This window comes from Aquabacterium sp., assembly GCF_004297345.1.
GTDB lineage: Bacteria > Pseudomonadota > Gammaproteobacteria > Burkholderiales > Burkholderiaceae_C > Aquabacterium.
Genome location: NZ_SCTN01000131.1, coordinates 1 through 7,962 on the forward strand (window position 1 = coordinate 1; position 7,962 = coordinate 7,962).

General features: G+C 62.2%; 8 protein-coding genes. 4 read left to right on the forward strand and 4 right to left on the reverse strand.

The window, feature by feature from the left end:
- Nucleotides 1-815: NAD(P)-binding domain-containing protein (locus EPO09_RS04025; RefSeq protein WP_290640420.1), on the forward strand; the 815-nt coding region annotated here is incomplete at its 5' end.
- Between the two features lie 96 nt (nt 816-911).
- On the opposite strand, the gene EPO09_RS04030 is transcribed toward EPO09_RS04025, so the two are convergent.
- Nucleotides 912-2,597 carry a mechanosensitive ion channel family protein gene (locus EPO09_RS04030; RefSeq protein ID WP_290640422.1) on the reverse strand — a complete coding sequence of 562 codons (1,686 nt, stop codon included), beginning with the start codon at nt 2,595-2,597 and terminating at the stop codon, nt 912-914.
- Nucleotides 2,598-2,693: 96 nt separating this feature from the next.
- Here EPO09_RS04030 and EPO09_RS04035 point away from each other — a divergent pair, with 96 nt between their 5' ends.
- Nucleotides 2,694-3,305, forward strand: coding sequence for a glutathione S-transferase (locus EPO09_RS04035; protein ID WP_290640424.1), 612 nt, complete (start codon nt 2,694-2,696; stop codon nt 3,303-3,305).
- Here EPO09_RS04035 and EPO09_RS04040 read toward each other — a convergent pair whose 3' ends face one another.
- Together EPO09_RS04040 and EPO09_RS04045 are read right to left on the reverse strand one after the other, a co-directional pair.
- Entirely contained in the window at nt 3,306-4,325 is a 1,020-nt protein-coding gene (locus EPO09_RS04040; protein ID WP_290640426.1) for a DUF2804 domain-containing protein, read from the reverse strand.
- Entirely contained in the window at nt 4,322-5,326 is a 1,005-nt protein-coding gene (locus tag EPO09_RS04045; RefSeq protein WP_290640429.1) for an AraC family transcriptional regulator, read from the reverse strand. Before EPO09_RS04045 ends, EPO09_RS04040 begins: the two co-directional genes overlap by 4 nt.
- A gap of 162 nt (nt 5,327-5,488) precedes the next feature.
- On the opposite strand from EPO09_RS04045, the gene EPO09_RS04050 reads away from it, so the two are divergent.
- The gene (locus EPO09_RS04050; RefSeq protein ID WP_290640431.1) at nt 5,489-6,466 is read left to right on the forward strand and encodes a sterol desaturase family protein; all 978 of its coding nucleotides are present in this window, start codon (nt 5,489-5,491) and stop codon (nt 6,464-6,466) included.
- The gene (locus tag EPO09_RS04055) at nt 6,420-7,685 is read left to right on the forward strand and encodes an RsmB/NOP family class I SAM-dependent RNA methyltransferase (protein WP_290640434.1); all 1,266 of its coding nucleotides are present in this window, start codon (nt 6,420-6,422) and stop codon (nt 7,683-7,685) included. Before EPO09_RS04050 ends, EPO09_RS04055 begins: the two co-directional genes overlap by 47 nt.
- Nucleotides 7,686-7,715: 30 nt before the next feature.
- Here the strand turns inward: EPO09_RS04055 and EPO09_RS04060 are convergent.
- Nucleotides 7,716-7,962: SLBB domain-containing protein (locus EPO09_RS04060; RefSeq protein WP_290640436.1), on the reverse strand; the 247-nt coding region annotated here is incomplete at its 5' end.

Here is a 7,962-nt window from a genome sequence, read left to right on the forward strand (position 1 = left end):
CCCGCAGGCTCAATGGCCAATGGGAAGTCACCAGCAGCGAAGGGCTCTATCGCGCCAAATCCCTGGTCGTGGCCAGCGGCTATAACAACATCCCCCAGATACCCAATTGGCCGGGGCAGGATCAGTTCCAGGGCCGCATCCTGCACAGCAAGCACTACCGCAACGGTGCGGCGCTCAAGGACAAGGACGTGCTGGTTGTCGGCCTGGGCAACTCGGGCGGAGAGATGCTGATCGACCTGCATGAACACGGTGCCCGGCCCTGTATCGCCGTTCGCAGCCCCGTCAACGTGATTCCGCGTGAGGTCATGGGCGTCCCGTTCCTGACCATGGGCATCCTTCAACGCAACCTGCCCGCTCGATTGGTCGACAAACTCAACGCGCCGATCACCAATGCCATCATCGGCGACCTGCGTCCCTACGGCATCCGGCGTCCGGCCGAGGGCCCGGTCACACAGATCCGCGAGCAAGGGCGCGTGCCCTTCATTGACGTAGGCACCATCAAGCTCATCAAGGAGGGGCTCGTCACCGTCTACCCCAACATCGAGTGCCTCACGCCCTCAGGCGTGATGTTCGTGGATGGACGCCAGCGAGACGTTGACGCGATCGTGCTGGCTACCGGCTTCAAGCCCGCCGTTCACCACTGGCTGCACGCCCCCGGCGCACTGGACGATCAAGGCACGCCTCGCTCCAGTGGCGAAGTCGTCTCCGGGCAAGACCTCTACTTCTGCGGCTTCTACATTTCGCCGACGGGCATGCTGCGAGAAATCGCCCTGGAGGCGCAGGACATCAGCGAGCACATTGCCCGGGTGAAGTAAGGACTGCCAGGGCTGGCGCGTGCAAAATGCCAGCCCAAGGAGGGGTGAGTCTCGCTGTGCCCAGCAACGCGCGCCCTGGCGCGCACTAAAGCGATATCAAGCACCTGACACGATATCCGAACCAGCCACATGCCGTGCTGGCTCGGCATACCACCGCGCAGGCGGCACCACCTTGGCCTCGCCCGGGTCCAACACATAGTGCGGTGACATGATCTGCACACCGTACTCGTTGAACACATCCTGGATATTGGCGTGCAGCGTGGCCAGCACCTCGGCACGCGGCCTGGGCTCCTGCGGGATGGCCTGGCATACCAGGCGGTACTCAGGGTAGTAGTCAGACAAGGCCGTCTGGAACACTGTCGGCGCAGGATCGGCCAGCACACCCGGCGTGCGGTGCGCGGCTTCAATCAACATGGCATGCACCTGCCGCCACGGTGTGTCGTAGCCAATGGTCACCACGGTATCGACCACATAACCCGCGCCTTTCACTGCGCGGGAGTAGTTCTTCGTGGCACTGCCCACGATCAGGGAGTTGGGCAAGGTGATCTCTTCGCCCAGGCCTGTGCGGATGCGGGTGTTGAACGCCCCGATACTGACCACCGTACCCTCATGTTCGCCAATGCGCACATACTCGCCTTTGCGCAGCATGCTCGAGTAGGTCAGGATCATGCCGCCGGCCACCTGCCCCACAAAGCTGGAGGCCCCCATGGACATCATCAAACCGATCAACACCGACATGCCCTTGAACGCCTCTGTCTGCGCACCTGGCAAGTAGGGATAGGCCATCGCCAAGGCAAACAGCCAGATCAACCAGGTGGCAATGCGCCGGGTTGGGCCGGCCGATTCCTGTGCCATCCAGTGCACACCGACATGCCCCTGCTCCACACGCTCGAAGAAGGAACCCAGCGCCCCAACCACCGCGCGTGCGATCAACAAGATCAGCACGGCCACCAACAAGCCCGGCACTGCACCGATGATGCCCATGGCCAGCTTGCTCGCCACGGACACCAGATAGGCATGCAGACCTTCGCCCCATGGCCGGGTGTAAGGAAAGCGCTGCAGGGAAAAGCTCACCCAGGCATAAGCCACCAGCAAACCAAGCGCCCAACGAAGGCTCAGATCCACGGCGCGAATGGCCGACACAATGCGGCCACGGCGCAGGATCTCCGTCGCCCCGGCACCCAGGGCGGCCGTCTTGCGCTCAACAAACTGCAGCAGGGCTGACAACAAACGCTTGCGCACAAAGCCTGCGGCGGCATACAGCACAACAGCCAGCACGGTCGCCCCGGCAACCAGGGCCATGCTGATCAGCAAGTGATGGGTATCTCGGGCTTCCTGCGTGGCCTTGATGCTTTGCTGCAAAGCCAGTACGGTGCGCGCCGTGAGCTTGTCCAGCGTGTCACCGGCAAGTGGGTCCACATCGTCTGGCGAGAGGATCACCGTCATCAGCTCATCCACAAAGATCAACTGCCCTTGCGGTGTCGCCTTGACGGAGACGACACCCGGCCCGCCCAAGTCCAGTGCCTGCTGGATATTGACCATGGACCGCCGCGCCCGCTCCTGCGTTGACATGCCCAGATAAGGCACGCGGAAACTCAACACGGTGCGGTTGAACACCACCACGGACGCGTCCGGTGCATCATTCGACGGGGCGTTGACCAAGGGGGGGTGCGCCGTGCCGGACGGCGCATCACAAACGCCATGCAACGGCACCATCAATACCAAAGCCAGCACGCCATGCAAGCCAGCCTGCTTCGCGCTACGCCACAACAATCTGAACATGATCCCAGTGCCTCATCCGACTTTCAGCGTGATGGGTCACTCTAACATCGCATACTTGCGCGCGCCCCGCGCATGGCGCACTACGATCTGTCTCCCATGAACCAGCCCGTTCTGTACTCCTTTCGACGCTGCCCTTACGCCATCCGAGCCCGACTGGCCTTGCGCTGCGCTGGCGTGCCTTATGAATTGAGGGAGGTGGCCTTGCGCAACAAGCCAGCGGACATGCTGGCGCTGTCCCCAAAAGGCACCGTCCCTGTATTGCGCCTGCCTGATGGCCAGGTGCTGGAACAAAGCCTGGACATCATGCGATGGGCACTGAGCCAGGCCGATCCACAAGGGTGGCTGACCCACGCGCCACTGGACGAGATGCTGGAGCTGATTGATCTCAACGACAGACAGTTCAAACCGCTGCTGGACCGCTACAAATACCCGGAGCGCCATCCGGATCAACATCGCGACTGCTACCGTCAACAGGCCATGGACACCATGCTGCTGACTTTGAACCAGCGCTTGCTACGCCATCGACATCTGTGCGCTTCCAACCCCTGTCTGGCTGACATGGCCATCGTGCCCTTCGTGAGGCAATTTGCGCAAGTGGATCGTGAATGGTGGGATGCCTGCGAGCTGCTCGCGCTGCGCCACTGGCTGAACGCGCTCACCAGCAGCGAACTGTTCGAGGCCGTGATGGCCAAACCCGATGGCAACTGATCACCAGCGCGAACGGTGATCTTCCGTCACGCCCAACAGGTTCTCGACCCGCATTGGCGCGCTGTCTGCACAACGGCGCACCGTGCCATGAAACGTACCCACAGGCTGGATGTAGTAACTCGCGGCAATGAAGATATCCCGGTCATCCTGGCGAGCACCCTCTGGGGTGAACATCAGATCCAGCAAGCCGTCTTCCGTGCAGACTCGCCACGGAGACAGCGGCTCATTCTCATTGAAGTCGAAGTGAGCGGCGGCAAGCGGGATCAACTCCCCATCCAGCCACAGCACATTCTCCTGGCCACCAAAATAGCCCTGCTGCAGGTTGAAGCCCACGCGCTGGCTGTGCGCGCAGGCCCAACGCCATGAGGTATCTCGCGCCAGCAAGCCATTGGAGCTGTCCAGGCAAGCCACAGCCTGCCCCAGATCCCAGCGCTGCTCATCGACCTCCACCCAGCCCCGCACCGGCAAGGCACTGGACTTCTGCGTGGCATGCGCCACGCCGCCCTCAATCGGGCCCACAGCCAGCAAGAACGGCGCAGACTGGCCAAGCGCCATCTCGACTTGCAGACTCATGGCAGGCGTACTCACACGCAGGGCCATGATGTCACCCTGTTCATGGACGAGCGACAAAGATGCACCCGGCCCCCTGAACCGCGCTTCGGCGCCCTGCACAGGTTGGTCAGAGACACCACCCGACAAGCCAGGCAAACCGTCTTGCGCCCAATCCGCGATCACGCGTTTACGCAAACGATCAAAGACGTAGGCGAAGGCCGTGACACTCCAGCCCAGATCCACGATGGCCACGCCGATGAAGAGCTCCTGAGAGCCAATGCCCACGTACTGCCAGCGCTTGTGATGAAAACGCTTCCACAGGTTGGAGCGGCTGTGACTGCCTTGCAGGCCGGACCAATCGATCTCGTCTATGCGCCCGGCATAGCGGCCATGCAAAGGCTCGCCCGATGCCACCACACGGCGAGGTACATGCGGCAGCGTCTTCAATTGAAGCGCCGCGACAGTCATGCCGCAGCCTCGGCCTTGAGTTGATGGCGACGCCATTGCGCAGGAGCCAGCCCCGTCCAGGCGCGGAAAGCCCGCGTGAAGGCGCTTTGCTCGGAATAGCCCAGCAACAAGGCGATCTCGGCCAGATCCAGCTTGGCGTCACGCAGATGGCCTTCAGCCAGATGCTGGCGGGTGTTGTCCAGCAGCTGCTGAAAGCTGGTGCCCTGCTCTGACAAACGCCTCTGCAAGCTGCGCGGACTGGTGTGATGGGCCTGAGCCAGCGCAGCCAGCGATGTCTTGCCTTCGCGGATCAAAGGCACCAGCGTCTTGCGCCAGGCATCCACGATGGCGGGCACGGCCGCTACTTGCTGCAGCAGGGCTTCGGCTTGTTGATCCAGCAAGGACAACAAGGCTGGATCTGACTTGCGCAGCGGCAAAACCAGGTATTCATGCGCGAACACCAGTTGCGTCACAGGCGAGCCAAACACCACCTGGCCACCAAAGAAGTCCTCATAAGGCTGCGTACTCTCGGGTGCCGGATTGACAAAGCTGACCGACTTCACCGGCCAGTAGCGCCCGGTCATGTCACGCACCAGTTGCACCACCGAGGCGATGGCTGTCTCGTCAACCAACGCCCCCGGGCGCCCCCGCTCAACGCCCCACTCGATCACCACACCCTCGTCCGTCGCCGAGATCGTCGCTGGATTGGCGTCATAAACCGAGGTGTGATAACGCTCCAGGCGTTGCATGGCCTCGGCCAATGTCCCGCAAGCCAGCGCGGCATAGCCCACCACGCCAAAATGCCGGGCACTGATGCCTTCCGCAATGCGCAAAGCCAGCGCTGGCCGATTTTCCAGGGCATCAACCCGGCGCAGCCAGGTCTGCCAATCACTCATGGGAATGAAATGCTGCGACTGATCCGGACGCGGCGCGCCCAGCACCTGCACAGGGTCAAGCCCCTGCTTTTCCAGGTACTCGTACAAAAGCAATGCGTACGAAGATGCAACGCGGTTTTCGGCCATGGGTACTTCACCAAGCGTGACCCTTGATGATGCCAAGCGAAAGCCCTATTGCCCATTCGGGCTACACGGGATCTGACATGCGTTAATTTGGCGTAAATCGTCAAGAAACTGTCCACAAAGATCAAGCCAGAAATGTTCACACCCGTCAGGATGATGGGGCTCATGTCCGGATTAGCGATGCACGACCTCGATACCCTCTACGCCTTGGCCAGTACCTGGATCAACCAGACCGACCTGAAAGACTGGTTGCTGGTGCTCCTGTCTCCCGTGTTTTTTGTGACGGTGGCCATTGAATGGCTGCGCTTTCGCCGCTCGGACAAGCAGCGCGCTACGCCCATCTACGACCTGCGCGACTCGATGGACAGCATGACGCTGGGCGGTGTCTACACCTTTCTGGACGTGCTCATCGTGGTCACGCTGGTGATGCCAGTCATGGTTTGGGCCTACCAGTACCGCCTGACCACCATCGACATCACCCCGTGGACCTTCGCTGCGCTCTACCTGGGCGTGGAGTTCTGCTACTACTGGTTCCACCGCGCCAGCCACCGCATCCGCTGGTTCTGGTGCGCCCACGTGGTGCACCATGCCTCCGAGCACATGAACTTCACGACCGCCATGCGCCAGAGCTGGCTCTACAGCTTTGCGGGCAACTGGCTGTTCTACACGCCCATGGTGCTGATTGGCTTCGAACCACGCTGGGTGCTGTTTGCCTTGTCGCTGAACCTGGCTTACCAGTTCTTCGTGCACACGCAGTGGATCAACAAGCTGCCTGCGCCGATTGAATTCATCTTCAACACGCCCTCGCACCACCGCGCCCACCACGGCCGCAACCCCGCCTACATCGACAAGAACTACGGTGGCACCCTGATCGTGTTCGACCGCCTGTTCGGCACCTTCGTGCCCGAGACCGAAGCCCCCGATTACGGCCTGGTGCGCCAGGTTCACAGCCACAACCCGATCTGGCTGACCATCCACGAATGGGTGGCCATGGTCCGTGACATGCTGCGCCCCGGCCCCCTGAATCAGCGCCTCAAACACCTTTGGGCGCCACCGGAGTGGGAGCGAGGCGCCGGTACGCGGGATAATCCCCCCCATGCACCCGAACGCTCTTCTCGACCTCAGCACGCAACTCGTCCGTGAGGTTCTCAAGCTCGACGCCCCGGCCGACAGCATCGTTTCCTACTTTTTCCGCCAGCACAAAGCCCTGGGCCAGCGGGAACGCCACGCCCTGGCCGAGACGGCCTACGCCGTGCTGCGCCAGCGTCTGCTGTGGGCTCACCTGGCCCAATCCGGCCACGGCCCGATGGAGCGCCGCCTGGTGCTGCTGGCCTGGCAAGGTCAGCCCCATGTGCTGAAAAACGGCATCACGACCGATGAAGGCCAGTGGCTGGAACGCACAGCCACCATCGACCGCAGCACACTGCAAGACAAGCTGCGCCACAACCTGCCCGACTGGATCTCCAACAGCTTGCGGCAGCAACTGGGCGAAGAAGAGTTCTGGAAGCTGGTTGAGACCTTCTCGGCCGGCGCCCCGCTGGACCTGCGCGTCAACCCGATCAAAGCCAAACGCGAAGCCGTGCTGGAAGCGCTGGTGGCAGCTGGCATCCCCGCGGTGCCGACTCCCTTTGCCCCCACCGGCATCCGCATCGAAGGCAAGCCTGCCTTGCAAAAAATGGCGCTCTACACCGAAGGCCATGTGGAAGTGCAGGACGAAGGCAGCCAGTTGCTGGCCCTGCTGACCGGCGCCAAACGCGGCGAGATGGTGGTGGACTTCTGCGCTGGTGCCGGCGGCAAGACCCTGGCCCTGGGCGCCATGATGCGCAACACCGGCCGCCTCTACGCTTTTGACGTGTCCGGCCACCGCCTGGAAAACCTCAAGCCACGCCTGGCACGCAGCGGGCTGTCGAACGTGTATTCCACGCAGATCGCCCATGAAAACGACGAGCGCATCAAGCGCCTGCGCGGCAAGATCGACCGCGTGCTGGTGGATGCGCCCTGCTCCGGCCTGGGCACCCTGCGTCGCAACCCGGATCTGAAGTGGCGCCAGAGCCCCAAGGCCATCGAGCAATTGCAGGCCAAGCAGACCGCCATCCTCAACAGCGCAGCACGTTTGCTCAAGCCCGGTGGCCGCCTGGTTTACGCCACCTGCAGCCTGATGCCAGCCGAAAACGAAGTGATCGCCAATGCATTCACAGCCGAGCACCCGGATTTCGTCCTGCTGGACGCACGTGAGAAGCTGGAGCAAGCGGGCGTGACGCAGGCTGAATCGCTGGTCACGGAAGCGGGCCACCTGAGACTGTGGCCGCATCGCCATGCCACCGACGGTTTCTACGCCGTGGCATGGGAGAAGAAAGCCTGACGCTTCAGGCCTTCTTCCCGGGGGAAGCCTTTAGAACAGGCTTTCCTTCACGTAGATGACGTCATTGGGTTGCAGCTTGTCGTTCATGTCAGGCTGGATCACCTGGACCTGACCAGACGCATCACGGCGGTGCACGCGGATGCCGCGCTGCGTACCACGCAGCGTCAAGCCACCGCCAGAGGCCAGCGCCTGCAACACAGTCATGTCACGTTGCAGCAGCAAGTTGCCGGCACGTTGCACTTCACCGTAGATGTAGATCTGAGGTGCACGGTCAACC

Excerpts from the sequence above, each read along its gene's own strand:
- EPO09_RS04035 (WP_290640424.1), top strand. The coding sequence starts at position 2,694 with ATGAACCAGCCCGTTCTGTACTCCTTTCGACGCTGCCCTTACGCCATC.
- EPO09_RS04045 (WP_290640429.1), bottom strand. The coding sequence starts at position 5,326 with ATGGCCGAAAACCGCGTTGCATCTTCGTACGCATTGCTTTTGTACGAG.
- EPO09_RS04055 (WP_290640434.1), top strand. The coding sequence starts at position 6,420 with ATGCACCCGAACGCTCTTCTCGACCTCAGCACGCAACTCGTCCGTGAG.
- EPO09_RS04050 (WP_290640431.1), top strand. The coding sequence starts at position 5,489 with ATGTCCGGATTAGCGATGCACGACCTCGATACCCTCTACGCCTTGGCC.
- EPO09_RS04040 (WP_290640426.1), bottom strand. The coding sequence starts at position 4,325 with ATGACTGTCGCGGCGCTTCAATTGAAGACGCTGCCGCATGTACCTCGC.
- EPO09_RS04030 (WP_290640422.1), bottom strand. The coding sequence starts at position 2,597 with ATGTTCAGATTGTTGTGGCGTAGCGCGAAGCAGGCTGGCTTGCATGGC.